Source organism: Geothrix sp., from assembly GCF_020622065.1.
GTDB lineage: Bacteria > Acidobacteriota > Holophagae > Holophagales > Holophagaceae > Geothrix.
This window is the reverse complement of sequence record NZ_JAHRYQ010000002.1, coordinates 513,603-527,982: the sequence shown is the minus strand read 5'-3', so window position 1 is coordinate 527,982 and position 14,380 is coordinate 513,603. Positions and strand designations below refer to the sequence as shown.

General features: G+C 67.4%; 13 protein-coding genes. 5 read left to right on the top strand and 8 right to left on the bottom strand.

Annotation, left to right across the window (positions count from 1 at the left end):
- Positions 1–103: 103 nt before the first annotated feature.
- On the bottom strand, positions 104–1,957 hold the full coding sequence (locus tag QZ647_RS11865) for a tetratricopeptide repeat protein (protein WP_291272363.1): 1,854 nt from the start codon (positions 1,955–1,957) through the stop codon (positions 104–106).
- Positions 1,958–2,029: 72 nt separating this feature from the next.
- Here QZ647_RS11865 and QZ647_RS11860 point away from each other — a divergent pair, with 72 nt between their 5' ends.
- Entirely contained in the window at positions 2,030–2,551 is a 522-nt protein-coding gene (locus QZ647_RS11860) for a tetratricopeptide repeat protein (RefSeq protein WP_291272362.1), read from the top strand.
- Between the two features lie 110 nt (positions 2,552–2,661).
- On the opposite strand, the gene QZ647_RS11855 is transcribed toward QZ647_RS11860, so the two are convergent.
- Positions 2,662–3,525 (bottom strand): hypothetical protein, encoded by an 864-nt coding sequence (locus tag QZ647_RS11855; protein ID WP_291272361.1) that lies wholly within the window; start codon positions 3,523–3,525, stop codon positions 2,662–2,664.
- Between the two features lie 327 nt (positions 3,526–3,852).
- Between QZ647_RS11855 and QZ647_RS11850 the strand changes: the two genes are divergently transcribed.
- The gene (locus QZ647_RS11850; protein ID WP_291272360.1) at positions 3,853–4,662 is read left to right on the top strand and encodes an MqnA/MqnD/SBP family protein; all 810 of its coding nucleotides are present in this window, start codon (positions 3,853–3,855) and stop codon (positions 4,660–4,662) included.
- A 57-nt stretch (positions 4,663–4,719) separates the two neighbouring features.
- On the opposite strand, the gene QZ647_RS11845 is transcribed toward QZ647_RS11850, so the two are convergent.
- Positions 4,720–5,814 (bottom strand): trypsin-like peptidase domain-containing protein, encoded by a 1,095-nt coding sequence (locus QZ647_RS11845; RefSeq protein ID WP_291272359.1) that lies wholly within the window; start codon positions 5,812–5,814, stop codon positions 4,720–4,722.
- A 193-nt stretch (positions 5,815–6,007) separates the two neighbouring features.
- Here QZ647_RS11845 and QZ647_RS11840 point away from each other — a divergent pair, with 193 nt between their 5' ends.
- The gene (locus QZ647_RS11840; RefSeq protein WP_291272358.1) at positions 6,008–6,469 is read left to right on the top strand and encodes an HSP20 family small heat-shock protein; all 462 of its coding nucleotides are present in this window, start codon (positions 6,008–6,010) and stop codon (positions 6,467–6,469) included.
- A gap of 46 nt (positions 6,470–6,515) precedes the next feature.
- Here QZ647_RS11840 and QZ647_RS11835 read toward each other — a convergent pair whose 3' ends face one another.
- From QZ647_RS11835 to QZ647_RS11815, 5 genes are all read right to left on the bottom strand, one after another.
- Positions 6,516–7,697, bottom strand: a complete 1,182-nt coding sequence (locus QZ647_RS11835; protein ID WP_291272357.1) for a VCBS repeat-containing protein — start codon at positions 7,695–7,697, stop codon at positions 6,516–6,518.
- Between the two features lie 112 nt (positions 7,698–7,809).
- Positions 7,810–9,168: an acyclic terpene utilization AtuA family protein gene (locus tag QZ647_RS11830; RefSeq protein WP_291272356.1), complete on the bottom strand. Its 1,359-nt coding sequence runs from the start codon at positions 9,166–9,168 to the stop codon at positions 7,810–7,812.
- Positions 9,169–9,198: 30 nt separating this feature from the next.
- Positions 9,199–10,422 (bottom strand): ABC transporter permease, encoded by a 1,224-nt coding sequence (locus QZ647_RS11825; protein ID WP_286355134.1) that lies wholly within the window; start codon positions 10,420–10,422, stop codon positions 9,199–9,201.
- Positions 10,422–11,669 (bottom strand): efflux RND transporter periplasmic adaptor subunit, encoded by a 1,248-nt coding sequence (locus QZ647_RS11820; RefSeq protein ID WP_291272355.1) that lies wholly within the window; start codon positions 11,667–11,669, stop codon positions 10,422–10,424. The genes QZ647_RS11825 and QZ647_RS11820 overlap by 1 nt, the downstream gene beginning before the upstream one ends.
- The gene (locus QZ647_RS11815; protein WP_291272354.1) at positions 11,670–12,410 is read right to left on the bottom strand and encodes a YIP1 family protein; all 741 of its coding nucleotides are present in this window, start codon (positions 12,408–12,410) and stop codon (positions 11,670–11,672) included.
- Positions 12,411–12,640: 230 nt separating this feature from the next.
- On the opposite strand from QZ647_RS11815, the gene rocD reads away from it, so the two are divergent.
- Together rocD and QZ647_RS11805 are read left to right on the top strand one after the other, a co-directional pair.
- Positions 12,641–13,855: an ornithine--oxo-acid transaminase gene (rocD, locus tag QZ647_RS11810; protein ID WP_291272353.1), complete on the top strand. Its 1,215-nt coding sequence runs from the start codon at positions 12,641–12,643 to the stop codon at positions 13,853–13,855.
- 98 nt (positions 13,856–13,953) lie between these two features.
- Positions 13,954–14,358 (top strand): hypothetical protein, encoded by a 405-nt coding sequence (locus QZ647_RS11805; RefSeq protein ID WP_291272352.1) that lies wholly within the window; start codon positions 13,954–13,956, stop codon positions 14,356–14,358.
- Positions 14,359–14,380 lie beyond the last annotated feature (22 nt).

Sequence of the window (14,380 nt, the reverse complement as noted above, 5' to 3'; positions counted from 1 at the left end):
TCCAGGCCGTGGGGGCGGGTGCGCCTACCCGCGGCTGGGACATGCTCCTCATCCATTCTGAAATCTCGACCAAAATTGTCAACTTAATAGGCTGTGGCCCTGGTCACGGCTGGGGCGGTTCGTCCAATTCCTTCATGAGGCCCCGGATCTGGGACCGGACGCCCTTGGCCTGCGATTCGTTGAGGTCCCCGGGGTCGGCCTCCAGGCCGGTCTTGAGCAGGGTCCGGGCCTCCTCCCGCTCGCCCAGGCCCGCCAGGGCCGCGCCCAGCTGGAAATGGTTGATGAGGGTGGGCTCTTTTTCCAGGAGGGGGTCCAGCAGGTCCAGCACATCCTGGTGGTGCTTCAGGGCCAGCAGGTACTGGCCCAGCAGGGTGCGGGCGCGGGGTTCCAGGCCGGGCAGGGGGTGGGCGTGGAGGCGGCGGACCTCGACGAGGTCCTGCTCGGTGACCTGGCCGTTCATGAGGCGGTAGGCCAGGCGCATGAGGGCGGCTTCCCAGGCGCCGCTGCTCTTGGGATGCCGGGTGAGGAAGGCGTCCAGGGCCCGGGCGATCTCCGGCTCCCGCTTCTGGGCCATGAGGTGTTCGAGCACCAGGCGCAGGGCCAGGAAGCACAGGCGGGGGTGGCGGTCGGAGCAGGCGAAGTCGAGGGCGGCCTTCAGGGTCTTTTCGGGCTGACGGAGGAAGGCCAGGCGCAGCTCGAGCCATTCGAGGCGCTGGCTCCGGCCCTTGCGGCGGGCGCGCTTCAGGAGGAGGGCCGCGGATTCCAGCTGGTCCTCGTCCAGAAGGGTCTCGGCCTCGTCCAGCAGGGTCTGGGTGCCGGGCTTGCCGTCCCGGGCCTCCCGAAGCTGGGAGTGGGTCTCGGCATCCAGCATCAGCAGCAGCTGCGGATCCCCCGGGTTCTGCAGGAGCAGCTCATGGAGGATGGCGAAGGCCTTGGGGCGCTCATCCTGCAGGAGGTAGGCCTCGGCCAGGGCCTCCCGCACATGCAGGTCGCCGGGCAGGTAGGCGCTGGCATCCTTGAGCACGGGCACGGCCAGGGCGCTCTCCCCGCGAGCCAAGTGGACCTGCCCCAGCAACAGCAGCGTCTCCCCGTCTTTCCGGCGGGCCACGGCCTCCTGCGCGGCCTCCAGGGCGCCCTGGAGATCCTCCTGCTCCAGGAGCAGCTCCGCGAGCATCATGCGGGGCTCGGGGTCATCGGGGCGCAGGTCCGCGGCCTGGTGCATGGCTTCGATGGCCTGGTCGGCGCGCTCGGGCAACTCCTGGAGGAGCTTGGCCAGCAGCATCCAGGCCTCGAAGTGGCGGGGGCTCAGGCCCACGGCCTTCCGGGCGAGGCTTTCCGCCTCCTCGAAGTTCTGCGCGGCTTCGTGCAGCGAGGCGACCGTGAAGATGAGTTCGTAGTTCTTGGGATCCAGGGGCAGGGCCTGGCCCAGGCGCTGGGCGGCGCCCGGCAGGTCGGCGGATTCCAGCAGGGCCGTGGTCTCCAGCAGGGCCCGCTTGAGCTGGGACATGGACTTGGGCCGGGCGATGGGGAGGATCCGGGCCCGGTAGCGGGTGAAGAGTTCCCGGGCGCTGATGAGGTTCAGGTTCTCCTCCACCAGGTGCTCCCAGCGCTCGGAGAAGGCATGGGCATCCAGCTGGCGCTTCTGCTCCATCTCCTGCACCAGGGCCATCAGGCCGTTGCGCAGCATCACCTCGCTGCGCTCCAGCTTGCCCAGCTGGTCGGAGACGGTCTCCAGGTAGGTCTCCACCCGGCGGAGGGTCTCTTCCAGGCCGGTGATGCGCTCCAGGAGGTGTTCTTCCAGATCCTCGCCGCCCTCCGCCTCCTCGGGCTCGTCCTCCCAGGTCTGGTCCCCGGCGAGGATGAGGAGCCGCGTGCCGCACTTCACACAGGTCTCCCGATCCCCGGGATTCCAGGTGAGGCAGTTCTGGCAGTAGGAGCCGGGCAGGTCGTTGGCCATGACACCAGGATAGATGGGGAGGATGGTATCCGAGGTCTGAAGGTTTTATCCTGATGGCGGCGAGGGCCTCCCATGAGCGACGAGCAGGATCGGCAGGACAAGCGCCAGGAAGCCATGGAGTGGGTGGGGAAGGCCTATCAGCTCCACATGAAGAACGAGGTGGCGAAGGCCATCAGCCTCTACACCAAGTCCATCGAGATCTGCCCCACAGCGGAGGCCTACACCTTCCGGGGTTGGGCCCGGTCCTTCGAGAAGGACTACGCCTCGGCCATCGAGGACTGCCACCGGGCCATCGACCTGGATCCCGAGTTCGGCAATCCCTACAACGACATCGGCGCCTACTATGTCGAGCAGGGCGAGCCCGACGAGGCGATTCCCTGGCTGCGTATGGCCCTGAAGGCCAAGCGCTACGAAAGCTACTGCTTCCCCCACTTCAACCTGGGCCGCGTCTATGAGGCCAAGGGTCAGCTGGACAAGGCCCTGGAGCACTTCCGCCACGCCCTGGACGAGAACCCGCGCTACATCCTGGCCGCCAAGGCGGTGGAGCGCGTGAAGGGCAAGCTGGCCGCGCAGAACCCCGAAGCGATCCGCTGAATCACCCAGGACCGGGCGGGTTGAATGAACGCGGAGAAGAGCGGCCCGACGGACTCGGCTTTTCTCCGCGTTGAACGCATCCTCAGCACCCGAAGGGCGGCTGGATGAACCTACCGGAGGGTGACCTGCTCCGGGGCCGTCAGCGAGAAGGTGACGGACTGAGACGCGGGAATGCGGATCACGGTATCGGCGGTGCCGGCCGCGAGCGCCGTTCCGGCGAGTGCACCCGCCGCCGCACCACCCAGGGCATGATCCCCCTGGTGGTTCTTGTCGGTGAGCACGCCGACCAGCGCACCCAAAGCGGCGGTGCCTCCGATGAATTTGGCGTCACGCTTGCCGAGGGCATCGCCCACCACCATGTAGGTTCCAGCGTCCACGCCGTTGCGGCCCACCGTGGTCAGGCGGATGCCCAGCCCGCCCTTGCCGCTGGAGAGGCGGCCTGCGGGCGTGCTCTGGGCGACGACGCCGCTGACCGTGGTACCTGCGGTCCAGGCCACGGTGCCGCCCACCACCACATCCTCGGACAGGGTTCCCGACCAGGGATCGCCGGCCTGATCCCGATCCGTCGCGAGGTCGGCACTCATCCTGACGGTGATGCGCGTGCCACTGGGGACTTCCACCGTGGTCACCTTGGGAAGCTGGGCGACCGGGGTCGAGGCCAAGGTGACGGCATCTTTGCGGCGATCCGACGCGCGCTGGCGGGCCTCCGTCAGCTGGCGGTCCAGGGCGCGCATGTGGGCGGCGGTCACCTGCTTGAGGGCCTCCTGGTCGCCGGAGGCGGTGGTTTTGCCGGCCTTCATGTCGGCCACCTGCTGTTCGAGCATGGCCACCCGGTCATCCGCGGCCTTGGCCTGCAGCTGGGCGGCGACCTGGGCCTGGACGGCGGGATCGTTGGCCTTGGGTTGGCAGGCGGTGAAGCCGGCCACCAACAAGACCACCAAGGACCCATGGACGAATCGATCGTAGGTGTACATGTCTGCTCCTGATGAGGCCCCCGGGGAAGGCGGTGAGGCCTGGCCCGGGATCGGCCGAAAGGGAAAGGGCGACCCAGGCGTCCGGCATCTGCCAAGGGCAGGTACCCAACAGGTCAACCCCACCAACCACGCAGATTCCGGGCCAGTGTTTAAATATTTGATAAATAAAATGTTGAATTCGTTGTCGTTGAGGGACCAATCATTTGATCGATCAATATGAAGCAGAGTCTTGTTCAATTCGATCAAGAGCCCCTGGCTCCATGGGCGCCCTCGAGCTTGGTGTTCGTAGGGCCGTCAAATCTATGCTGAACTGGAGGTGAGGTTGCCATGAAGTTCACCATTGCCCACAGTCCCGATTCCGATGATGCCTACATGATGGCGCCGCTGGCGCTGGGCTGGCTGGATCCCGAGGGCTTCGAAATCGAGTTCATCCGCAAGGACATCGAGACCCTGAATGCCGAGGCCGTGGAGGCCCGGTACGATGTGACGGCCATCAGCTTCGGCGCTTATCCCGAATTGAACGACCGCTATGATCTGCTGACGGCAGGGTCGAGCATCCAGGAAGGTACGGGCCCGCTGGTGGTGAGTCGCGCGCCCCTGGAGGTGGCGGCCCTGAAGAGCCTGACCATCGCCATCCCGGGGCGCCGCACCAGCGCCTACCTGGCCATGCGGAAGTGGTGCGCCGAGCATGGCTTCGAGGCCGCGGTCGAGCTCGTGCCCTTCGACCAGATCCTGCCGGCCGTGGCCGAGGGCCGCTTCGAGGCGGGCCTGCTCATCCACGAGAGCCAGCTCATGTACCGGGACGCGGGGCTGCGCCTGGTGGTGGACCTGGGCGCCTGGTGGAAGCATGCCTACGACCTGCCCCTGCCCATGGGCGGCAACGCCATCCGGAAGGACCTGCCCGCCGAGGTGAAGCAGCGCTTCGCCGTCCTGATGCGGAAGAGCGTCGAGATGGCCCGCGCCCGCCACTGGGAGAGCGTGGACTACAGCCAGTCCTTCGGCCGCGGCATGGATCGCGAGATGATCGGCCGCTATGTGAACGCCTGGGTGAACGACTTCACGGTGGACCCCGGGCCCCGGGGCCGGGAGGCCGTCACCCGGCTGCTGGGCCTCGAGCCCGTGTGGATCCAGGGCTGATCCATCCGCCCGCGGGCCCCCCGCGGGCGGAGTCGCCTTTTTCTTCCCCGAGACGGTTCAGTCCCGCGCCGCTTCCAGGCGGATGGGCACCCGCAGCTTGCGGCCTTCGCGCTGGATGTCCAATTGGGCGCTGCTGCCCAGGGGCAGGGCCTCCACGGCATCCAGCAGGCCGTCCCAATCCTCGACGGCGCGGCCGTTCACGGCCTGGATGAGGTCGCCGGCGACGACCTTGCGACCGTCTACGCCGACCCCCTGGAGGCCGGCCCGGGCGGCGGCGCCGCCACGGAAGACCTTGCCGACCATCACACCCTTCTGGGGGCCGAAGGCGCGCTCTACCAGCCGCGGCGCCACGGGCTCGAGGCCCAGGTCCGGGCGCTCCAGCTTTCCCCGGGCGATGAGCTGCGGCACCACGCGGTTCACGGTATCCACGGGCACGGCGAAGCCGATGCCCGCGCTGGCGCCGCTGGGACTCTGGATGGCGGTGTTCACGCCGATGAGGCGGCCCGCACTGTCCAGCAGCGGCCCGCCGCTGTTGCCGGGGTTGATGGCCGCATCCGTCTGGATGACCCCTGCGATGCGGCGCCGGGTGACGCTCTGGATCTCGCGGCCCAGGGCCGAGACCACGCCGGTGGTGAGTGTCTGGTCCAGGCCGAAGGGATTGCCGATGGCCAGCACGGCCTGGCCCACCTGCAGGTCGGCGCTGGTGCCCAGGGGGATGGGCCGCAGCTTCGGGGGTGTCTTCGCCAGCAGGAGCACGGCCAGGTCCTTGTCCGGGGCCCCGCCCACATAGGCGGCCTCATGGCGGCTGCCATCCGCCAGGGTGATGTAGGCCCGTGCGGCGCCCTGGATGACATGGAAGTTCGTCACCACATGTCCTTCCGCATCCCAGATGAAGCCCGTGCCCGAGCCCGCGGGCACCTCCACCACATCGAGCCCGAAGAAGTCCCGGCTGCGCTCCTCGGTGGTGGTGATGTAGACCACGCTGGGGGCGGCCTCCTTGAAGCGCCGGATGGGCACCTGCTCCCACTCGGGGAGGGGACCGCGGGGCTCCACGGGACGGGGCCTGGCGAGGCTCGGGGTGAGGGCGTGGCCGCACCAGCCCGCGAAGACGCCCGCGGACAAGAGGCCGAGGATGAGAATGCTCCGGCGCATGGGACCTCCAAGGCGGGACCCAATCTACCGGGTCGGGTGGATAGGTCAACCCCTTGAGAACGAATAATTATGATTTCTTGAAAATCGAGGCTTGACATATGATGTTTAAGCACTAAGATTTTATTCGGTAACAGCATCATGGCCTGGGACTCAGGCTCATCGATGGCTGAGTGCCCCATTCACAGGAGGAATCATGACCATCCTTCGCACCCGCACCCCCCAAGTGACGCCGGCCACGGCCGCGACCCTGGAGCCCTTCCGCTTCATGCGTGATTTCATGCGCTGGGATCCGCTCCGCGACTACGACCTCGGTGCCCCGACCGCCGCCTTCATGCCCAGCTTCGATGTGAAGGAGAGCCCGGATGCCTACCAGTTCCGGGCTGACCTGCCTGGCATCCTCGAGGCCGACCTCGAGATCAGCCTGGAGGGGACCCGCCTCACCGTGGCCGGGAAGCGCGAGGAAGAGGTCCTGAAGGACGGTGAGCGCATCCATTTGTCCGAGCGCAGCCACGGTCACTTCAGCCGCACCTTCAGCCTTCCCGAAGATGTGGAGGGGGAGAAGGTGGTGGCGGAACTCCGCAACGGCGTCCTGACCCTCATGGTGCCGAAGCGCCCGGAGGTCCGGCCGCGCAAGATCAATGTCAGCCTCGGGTGAGCGTTCCGCTCCCGAAAAAAGGCCCCGGAAACGGGGCCTTTTCGCGTCAGTTGTAGAAGAACAGCGGGGGGCCGAAGGTGCCTGGGGCGGTTGGGCTGTTGAGGCGCACGGTGATGTCGCCGTCCGCCACCACCAGATCCGGGAAGCCATCGCCATCCATGTCGCCGATGGCCACGCCCATGGGCCCCCAGCTGCCCCGGTAGCTGGTGGGTGCCAAGAGGGCCCCGGGCGTGGTGGGATCCTGGAGGAAGACGGAGAGGCCGCCCGGATCGCCCGGAAGCCCCGAATCGGCCACCACCACATCCACCTTGCCATCGCCGTTCAGGTCCCCGATGGCCAGGGCGGTCGAGCGGTAGCCGGTGGCGTAGTGGACAGGTGCCAGGAAGGTACCGGGTGCGCCCTGGAGCAGTACGCTCAGGCCCTGGGCGGTGGGGCCGACCGCCGCCCCGTAGTTGGCGGTGAGCAGATCAGGTCTGCCGTCCCCGTTGAGGTCTACGGCCTTGATGGCCACGGGCTGGGTGCCCGTCGCATAGTCCACGGCGGGGGCGAAAATCCCGGCGCCGGTCTGGAGGAGGACGGACACGGTGTTGGCGGTGGTGGCCACGGCGAAGTCGGTCCGGCCGTTGCCGTCGAGGTCCGCCGCGACCACGGCCTGGGGATCGCCCCCAACGGCGTAGGCCAGGGGCGCATTGAAGGCACCGGTGGCGGTCTGCGTGAAGACGAGCACGCTGTTGGCCCCGCTGGCCGCCACCACGAGGTCCATCCGGCCGTCGCCATCAAAGTCCCCCGCGGCCACATCCAGGGGGCGGCGCCCCGGCGTGGCGAGCACGGTGGCGGGCTGGAAAAAGCCGGGCCGGGAGGGATCCGCCAGGCGGACCGAGAGGCTCTGGTCCCCGGCGTTGGCCACAATGAGATCGGGGCGACCGTCCCCATTCAGGTCCGCCAGGATCAGGTTGGCCGGACCGCTGCCCACGCCGAAGCGGGTGGGCAGGACGAAACTTCCGGCGGACCCCTGGAGCCGCGTGGACACATAGCCCTGGGTCGCGGCCCCGCCGAGGCTCGTGGAGACCATGCCGAGGATGTCCGGCAGGCCGTTGGCATCGATGTCGGCCACCGCGATGGCGTTCACCAGGTAGCCGGAGGCGGGGCCGTCAGCGTGATCCGAGCTTGAACATCCCAGCAGGGCGAGGATCCCGAGTGAACCGGAGAGCAGGGCGGGAAGGCGCATGGAAGCTCCTGGAACCTGTGAAAACAAGGATGCGCGGCGGGCCCGATTCCGCAAGGGCAGGCTCAGGCCCGGACACCCCTTGGATGCCGCGGACAGCTGGATGGTTGAGCCCTCAGATCTCCTCGACGCTCACCTGCCAGGTGACGAGTTCCCGGGGCAGCAGGGCGGGCCAGTAGGCCACGATCTCCTGGGCCTTGGGCCGGCCTCCGGCGAAACCGGTGACGCCCGCCGGGCCCGCTGTGACGAGCGGGGCGATCTCCCGACCGAAGCGCTCCACTTTTTTACGGTCGGGATCTTTCACGCTGAGGCGCAGGACGATCTCGGCGGGATCCGCCGGAGCGGGCGCGATGCCCGCGTGCACCGTGCTGGCGCCCAGGAATTCGGCGTCCGTGTGCTCGTAGTCGAAGCCCGCGGCCTTCAGGCGCTTCCAGACGATGTCCGCGCAGAGCTGCGCTTTTTCCAGGGCCCGGGGGCCGCAGAGGGTCAGCTGGCCCGTCGCCTTGTAGCCCTTGAGGTAGGCCCCGCTCACCTTGAGGAAGGGCGTGCGGGGTTTGCCGGTGATGCCGCTGACGCGCACCCGGTCGGGTCCGGCCGGTTCGAGGTGGATGCTCGTGAAATCCGCCACCACATCGGGCGTGATGTAGTTCTCCGGGTCGCCCATCTCGTAGACCAGCTGCTCGCTGACGGTATCCACGGTGACCAGACCACCGGTGCCCGCGTGCTTGGTGATGACGAAGGTGCCGTCCTCCGCGACCTCGGCGATGGGGTAGCCCACATTCCAGAGCTCGGGGACCTCCCACCAGCGGCTGAAGTTCCCGCCGGTGCTCTGGGCGCCGCACTCGAGGATGTGGCCCGCCACCGTGCCTGCGGCCAGGCGGTTCCAATCCTCCGGGGCCCACTTGAACTCGTGGATCAGGGGCGCGAGGGTCAGGCCCGGGTCCGTGCAGCGGCCCGTCAGCACGATGTCCGCGCCGGTGTCCAGCGCCTCCACCATGGCCTGGGTCTGAAGATAGACATTGGCGCTGAGGATGGTCCGCGGCGCGTCGAAGAGCCCCTCGCCGGTGTCCATGTTCGCGAGCTTCAGGCCCTTCGCCTCGAACTCGGGAAGCCGGGCCAGCACATCGTCGCCAGTCACCGTGGCGACCTTCAGGCCCGTGATGCCCAGCTGGCGGGCGACTTCCAGCACGGCGGCGCGGCAGGCCTCGGGGTTCACGCCGCCGGCGTTGGCCACCACGCGGATGCCGGTGGCCTTGAGCTGGGGGAGCACGCGCTTCATCAAGTCCACGAAATCGGTGGCATAGCCCAGCTTCGGATCCTTCCGGCGCTGCTTCTGCATGATGGAGAGGGTGACCTCCGCCAGGTAGTCCAGCGTCAGGTAGTCGATGCCCCCGGCCTCCACCAGGCGCACCGGGGCGTCGATGCTGTCGCCCCAGAAACCTTGGCCATTGGCGATGCGGACGAGCTTCGGCATGTCTGACTCCGATCGAGACGGATGACCAGTCTACTCGTAGCGCAGTGCCTCGATGGGATCCAGCTTGCTGGCCTTGGCGGCTGGGTAGAGGCCGAAGATGAGGCCGATGGCTGCGGGCACGGCGAAGGCGCTGACGATGGCCCAGATGGGGACCGAGCCCATGGTGCCCAGGAGGGCCTTGCCCAGGGCCGCGCCCAGGATGAAGCCGAGGCCCACGCCGATGGCGCCGCCCAGAACGCAGAGGAAGGCGGCCTCGATGAGGAACTGCAGCATGATGTCGTGGCGTTTCGCCCCCACGGCCTTGCGCACGCCGATCTCGCGGGTGCGCTCGGTGACGCTCACCAGCATGATGTTCATGATGCCGATGCCGCCCACCAGCAGGGCGATGGAGACCATGCCGCCGGCCACGGCGGTGATGGTGCCGGTGATGCCGCTGATGATCCCGGTGATCTGCTTGGGGCTGAACACCTTGAAACCGCTGAGTTCCTTGCCGCGCAGGCCCTTGATGCGGCGGAGGGCATCCTCCACCAGGGCGGCCCCGTCGTCGGCGGTGAGGCGGGGGTCGATGCGGGCCTGGAAGAAGAGCTGGCGGCGCTGGGTCTCGGACAGCTGGGCCAGGCCCGTGCTGAGCGGAATGAGGATGTTCTGATCCGGGTCGTTGCCCAGCTGCGCGCCCTGCTCCTCCAGCACGCCGATCACTTCGAGGCTGAGGGTGGGCGTGGTGAGGATGTGGCCGAGGGGGTTGCCCTTCAGGCCCAGCTTCTCGATGACCCGGGGGCCGATGATGGCCACCTTGTTGCCGAGCCGCAGGTCCGAGGGGACGAAGTTGCGGCCCGCCACCAGGTTGATGCTGTTGAGCTCCAGGTAGCTCTCGTCCGTCATGATGAGGTTGGCGTTGGCGGTGCGGCCGTCGGCCTTCACCTCCGAGCCGTTGAAGAAGATCGGCGTCACCTGGGTGATCTGGGGTACCGCGTGGGCCAGGGCCCGCATGTTGTCCAGCGTCAGGTCCTTGTTCTTGATCTTGGTGAGCTCGGCGAAGGGCATGTCGCCCGGCATGACGGGCCGGATGAAGATGGTCTGGCTGCCCGCGCGCTCCACCTGCTTCAGGACGCTGGTCTGGAGGCCCTGCACCAGGCTCACCACCACGATCACGGCCGCCACGCCGATGATGATGCCGAGGGTGGTGAGGGCGGAGCGCAGCTTGTTGGCCTTGAGGGCGCGAACGGCGGCGGAGAGGGGCTCGCGGATGTCCATTATTTCTTCGTGTCCTTGACCTTCGCCAGGTCGCTGTCCGACCGGGCGCGCAGCGTCACCGTGGCCTTGTCCTTCAGCTCCTTCAGCTTCCGGATGGGCCCCGTGAGCACTTTGTCGCCCTCGGCCAGACCTTCCTTGAGCTCGAAGAACTGGGTATTGGCGATGCCCACCTGCACGGTCCGCTCCTGGGCCTTGCCGCCCTTGAAGACCATGACGATGTTGCGGGTCATGGGGGCCAGGAGGCCCTGCTTCTGGGCCTCGTCGGGGCTCCCCTCCCGCTCGAGCACGGCCTGCAGGGGGACGCGCAGCACGCCCTTGGCCTCGCGGGTGAGGATCACGGCGCGGGTGCTCATGCCGGGCCGCAGCTGGCCCAGGTCCGAGGCTTGGCCCTGGAGCAGCACCTTCACCTTGTAGAGGTTGGCGTCGGTGCCCGTCTTTTCCGTGCCCGTGGCCACCTCGATGACCGAACCCGGGAAGACCTTCCCCGGCAGCGACTCCACGGTGACCTGGGCGGTCTGCCCCACCTTCGTGCGCACCACTTCGCTTTCGTTGACCTTGATCTCCGCCTGCATCTCGCTCATGTCGGAGATGACCATGAGCGTGGCCCCCGGCAGGTTGCTCATGCCGGGAATGGCGGTCTCGCCCTTTTCGGCCTTCAGGCTCGTGACCCGGCCCGTGATGGGGGCGCGCAGCGTGGCCTTGGACAGGCCGTCCTGCATGGCCTTCAGGTTGGCGTCGCTCTGGGCGACATTGGCCCGGGCGCTGTTGTAGGAGAGGACGGCGCTTTCCTTGGCGAGCTTCTGCTGGCGGAAGTCCTCGTCCGACATGAGCCCCTGCTGGCGCAGGGCTTCATAGCGCGGGAAGCTGTCCACGGCGCGGCGCATGGCGGCCTCGAGGCGGGAGGCGTCCTGCCGCGCAGCCTCAAGCAGGCCCTGGGCCTGGGCCAGGGCCTGCTTGAGGCGCTCCTGGTCGATGCTGACGAGCAGGTCGCCCGCCTTCACATCCTGGCCGTCCTTCACATGGATGGCCTTGATCTCACCCGCCACCGAGGTGCCGATGTTGATCTGGGTCTTGGCGCGGATCTCGCCGCTGGCGCTGATGGTCTCGCGGATGTCGCCGCGGCCCACCGCATCCCAGGAATAGGCGCTGTCCTCATCCTTGGCGCCGCCGAAGGCGATGCCGAGGGTGACCAGGATGACGAGGGCGGCGGCCCCGCCGAGCAGGAGCTTGGTGTTCCGGGACGCCATCTACTTGGCTCCGAGGATGCGGAGTCCGATGCCGAAGGCCATGGGCACGAGGACGCAGATCAGGGCGCCCGATGTCTTCATGCGGACGAGGTGGCGCAGGGCGAGATAGGTCAGCACGGCCTCGGCCAGGTAGAACAGGTCGATGCTGTAGAGGAAGGCGTGGAGCTTGAGGCTCTCCACATGCAGGAAGTAGCCCAGGGAGGTGGGGGCGAGCTTTTCGGGAGTGAGGCCGCCGATGGGGCGCACCAGGCAGATGACGATCAGGAGCAGGGTGTGGGGCAGCCGCACCAGGGTGGGGACCACCGCGGCGCTGAGGGCCTGCGGATACGAGGGGGCTTCGGCCTCGGGCAGGGCCTTGCCGATCAGCCAGTAGAAGAGCCCCACCAGGGCCATGGCCGCGGCGGTGCCGAAGAGGGCGCCGATGATGCCGAAGGGCAGGACGAACTTCTTCTGCATCTCGATGATCATGTCGATCTGCGAGGCCTGGATCTGGGGATTGCGCTCCAGCATGGGCCGCAGCATCTCCTCCACATCCACCCGCAGGCCCCAGATCACCGTGACCACCAGGGCGGCCACGACGAGGACCCCCAGGGCCCAGCCCCAGCTGGGGGCCTTGTTGAGCTTTTGGAAGAGCTCCACCGGGGCCGTGAAGACGCCGACGATCTGATCGATGAGTCCGGGGGCCTTGGGGCGCGGCGCCTCGGGCTGGTCACCGTACAGGGAGGAGGGCTGATCGCTCATGGGAATCTCCGGAGGCAACACCGTACTGGATAGGGGACCCCATTGTCCCATCCTTCCGCCCAGCGGCGGGAATCCACCGCCGGCCGGGTGGAGAGCTCCGGGGGATGGCCCCTGACACTTCGTCAAGGAAGCCTTGAGAAACCTGACAATCAGAGCCCGCCGGCCTACACTGGCCCTTTCTCATTCGGCAGCCATCCATTCCCACCTCGCCAACCCATCCCGGAGCTCCCATGGCCACCCTCGCCGCGAAATCCGAAGCGCTGATCCAGCAGGAAAACCAGTACGGCGCCCACAACTACCATCCCCTCGATGTGGTCTGCACCAAGGGCGAGGGCGTCTTCCTCACGGATGTGGACGGCAAGAAGTACATGGACTTCCTGGCCGCCTACTCCGCCGTGAACCAGGGGCACAACCACCCGAAGATCGGCGAGGCCATGATCGCCCAGATCAAGACCCTGGCGCTCACCAGCCGCGCCTTCCGCAACGACCAGTTCCCCCCGCTCCTCGAGAAGCTCTGCAAGCTCACCGGCTTCGACAAGGCCCTGCTCATGAACAGCGGCGCCGAGGCTGTTGAAACAGCCTTGAAGGCCATGCGCAAGTGGGGCTACGACAAGAAGGGCATCGAGTACGGCAAGGCCGAGATCATCGTGGCCGACGGCAACTTCCACGGCCGCACCACCACCATCGTGGGCTTCAGCACCGATCCCGACAGCACCAGCCGCTTCGGCCCCTTCACCCCCGGCTTCGTGATCGTGCCCTACGGTGACCTGGAGGCGGTGAAGAAGGCCATCAATCCGAACACCTGCGCCATCTTCATGGAACCCATCCAGGGCGAGGGCGGCGTGGTCATCCCGCCCGACGGCTTCCTCAAGGGCCTGCGCGAGGTCGCCACGAAGAACAACTGCCTCCTGGTGCTCGACGAGATCCAGTCCGGCCTGGGCCGCACGGGCAAGCTGTTCGCCTTCGAGCATGAGGGGATCCGCCCTGACGGCATCACCATCGGCAAGGCCCTCAGCGGCGGCTACTACCCCGTGAGCGCCTTCCTGGCCAACGATGAGGTCATGGATGTGTTCACCCCCGGCATCCACGGCAGCACCTATGGCGGCAACCCACTGGCCTGCGCCGTCGCCAGCGCCGCTCTCGATGTGCTGGTGGACGAGAAGCTGGTGGAGCGCGCCGCCGAGCTGGGCGAGTACTTCGCCAAGCGCCTGAAGGGCATGAAGTCCGACAAGGTGGAGCTGGTGCGCGTGCGTGGCCTCTGGGCTGGCGTGCAGCTGAAAGAAAGCGCGGGGAAGGCCCGTCCCTACTGCTACCAGCTCAAGGACCGCGGCATGCTCTGCAAGGACACCCACGAGCAGATCATCCGTCTCGCGCCGCCCCTTGTGATCACCAAGGAGCAGATCGACTGGGCTGTGGATCAGCTGGAAGCCGTGCTTCAGGGCTGAATTGCCGCACAAGTCACAATCTGATTACCCCATCCGCCCCTGGGTGATGGGAAAATGAAGGATATCGGCGGGAATTTCATAATCCCCGGAGTTCCTTCATGTTGAAAACGATCCTGACTTGCCTGATGGTCCTGGTTCCAGGGGCGGCGCAGCCGCCCCTGGAACCAGCCGGCGTCCGGGCCTCCGGGGCCATTCCCGGCTTCCAGGCCGATCCGGCGCCCCCGGCTTGGCTGCGCCTGGATTCCCATCTTCTGGCGGATCCCGATTGCCGCCACTACAGCTACGAGGCCTATGCCGCTCCGGACGGGTGGCTGGTGCGCTACATCATGTTCCCGGAGGACCGGGAGGATTTCCGGGAGATCGAGCAGGTCTTCCTCTATCCCAAGAGCCGGGGCAAGGCGGAACGGATTCCACCGGCATCGGTGCAGATCGAACCCCAGGCGGCCCAGTGGAAGGGGCGGACCTTCCGGCTGGTGGACCGCCGGGATCTGATCCGGGATTGATTCCGCGCCTCCCGCGTGGCTG

Excerpts from the sequence above, each read along its gene's own strand:
- QZ647_RS11815 (WP_291272354.1), bottom strand. The coding sequence starts at position 12,410 with ATGAGCGATCAGCCCTCCTCCCTGTACGGTGACCAGCCCGAGGCGCCG.
- QZ647_RS11860 (WP_291272362.1), top strand. The coding sequence starts at position 2,030 with ATGAGCGACGAGCAGGATCGGCAGGACAAGCGCCAGGAAGCCATGGAG.
- QZ647_RS11835 (WP_291272357.1), bottom strand. The coding sequence starts at position 7,697 with ATGCGCCTTCCCGCCCTGCTCTCCGGTTCACTCGGGATCCTCGCCCTG.
- rocD (WP_291272353.1), top strand. The coding sequence starts at position 12,641 with ATGGCCACCCTCGCCGCGAAATCCGAAGCGCTGATCCAGCAGGAAAAC.
- QZ647_RS11840 (WP_291272358.1), top strand. The coding sequence starts at position 6,008 with ATGACCATCCTTCGCACCCGCACCCCCCAAGTGACGCCGGCCACGGCC.
- QZ647_RS11865 (WP_291272363.1), bottom strand. The coding sequence starts at position 1,957 with ATGGCCAACGACCTGCCCGGCTCCTACTGCCAGAACTGCCTCACCTGG.
- QZ647_RS11845 (WP_291272359.1), bottom strand. The coding sequence starts at position 5,814 with ATGCGCCGGAGCATTCTCATCCTCGGCCTCTTGTCCGCGGGCGTCTTC.
- QZ647_RS11830 (WP_291272356.1), bottom strand. The coding sequence starts at position 9,168 with ATGCCGAAGCTCGTCCGCATCGCCAATGGCCAAGGTTTCTGGGGCGAC.
- QZ647_RS11820 (WP_291272355.1), bottom strand. The coding sequence starts at position 11,669 with ATGGCGTCCCGGAACACCAAGCTCCTGCTCGGCGGGGCCGCCGCCCTC.
- QZ647_RS11805 (WP_291272352.1), top strand. The coding sequence starts at position 13,954 with ATGTTGAAAACGATCCTGACTTGCCTGATGGTCCTGGTTCCAGGGGCG.
- QZ647_RS11825 (WP_286355134.1), bottom strand. The coding sequence starts at position 10,422 with ATGGACATCCGCGAGCCCCTCTCCGCCGCCGTTCGCGCCCTCAAGGCC.
- QZ647_RS11850 (WP_291272360.1), top strand. The coding sequence starts at position 3,853 with ATGAAGTTCACCATTGCCCACAGTCCCGATTCCGATGATGCCTACATG.
- QZ647_RS11855 (WP_291272361.1), bottom strand. The coding sequence starts at position 3,525 with ATGTACACCTACGATCGATTCGTCCATGGGTCCTTGGTGGTCTTGTTG.